At 24.4% G+C, this 1121-nt stretch carries 2 pseudogenes; both read right to left on the bottom strand.

What is annotated here, in order from left to right:
* Positions 1–415, bottom strand: a pseudogene (locus tag L8X40_RS08345) (hypothetical protein); the annotation flags it as partial.
* Positions 415–1121, bottom strand: a pseudogene (locus L8X40_RS08340) (hypothetical protein); the annotation flags it as partial. The pseudogenes L8X40_RS08345 and L8X40_RS08340, both read right to left, overlap by 1 nt.

Below are 1121 nucleotides of genomic sequence, written 5' to 3'. Positions count from 1 at the left end.
AGTAATTGCCTCTAGTTGTTTTTATTTTTTTACCAAGAATAGTATCTTCAAAAAAAATCACTTCAGGTTTAACATAATTATCATTTTTTTCAGCTATCCATAGAGGATTTTTGATTTTTTTAATCTCTTCTTCTAAATTTTCAATGCTTGTAGGTATATATTTTGGAATGAGTTTGTTACCTTTTTTGTTAAAAATGATTTTACCTAAATAAATGCCAAATTTGGGATTATATGTAATGTTGATTTTGTTTTCTAAATCAATATGGTTGAAAAAATACCAATAATTTTTTTCACTAGGACATATATTGTTAAAACATTTTATATTAGTATTTACACCTAAATAAAGTGCATTTGGTTCTTTTCTAGTTTGTAAAAATTGTTCGTGTTTTTTTGTATCTGGTTCCTTGTATCTCATCATAACTCCTTGATGATACTTTCTTCTATTGCTCTAGCTTCTGCTTCGCTTGGCTGAAAAAAATAAATATCTGGTGTTGTTTTATTTCCAAATTTTTGTTCTGTTTTATTAAAATAAATATATTGATTACTATAATAAATATAGTGTTGCAAGACATCATTATTTGGCTTTTTTTGGTGTATGTATGCGTGTCGTATTTCGTGTATAATAGTTTTTAACATTTCCTCTGTATTTTCTATATTGTTTATATTGATTTCAATAATAGCTTTGTCTTGATTATAAAAACCAAATAGGCTATTATCATTTGATGAGATAAATTCTGTTTTTATATTTAATTTAAATTGATTGTAGATTTCTTTAATTAATTTTTCCCAATACGCAATAGGATAATTTTTATTGGGATCATAGTTGTATTTTTGTGTTGTCTTTTTAATTGTATTTTCATAGTAAATTATATCTTGAAAATAATCCCCATATTTTATTTGTATATTCTTTGTTGGTTTGACTTGGAAGTATATTTTCGCTAAATCAAACCTATAATAAATATAAGCGATTTTTCCGACAAGTTGAGGGTAGGATTTTAGTTTTTTTATTGAAAATTGTTCTATGTGCAAAATTGTAGATAATAAAAAATTATAAGCATCATTAAAATTTGCTATTAAATTTAAATCGAGCCATTGTTTTAAGTATTTAGTATCGCTTGGTA

The sequence above is a fragment of the Campylobacter sp. CNRCH_2013_0855 genome (genome assembly GCF_025773025.1).
GTDB classification, from domain to species: domain Bacteria; phylum Campylobacterota; class Campylobacteria; order Campylobacterales; family Campylobacteraceae; genus Campylobacter_D; species Campylobacter_D jejuni_C.
Note: the sequence above shows the minus strand (reverse complement) of the source record. Positions and strands in the feature narration are given on the sequence as shown.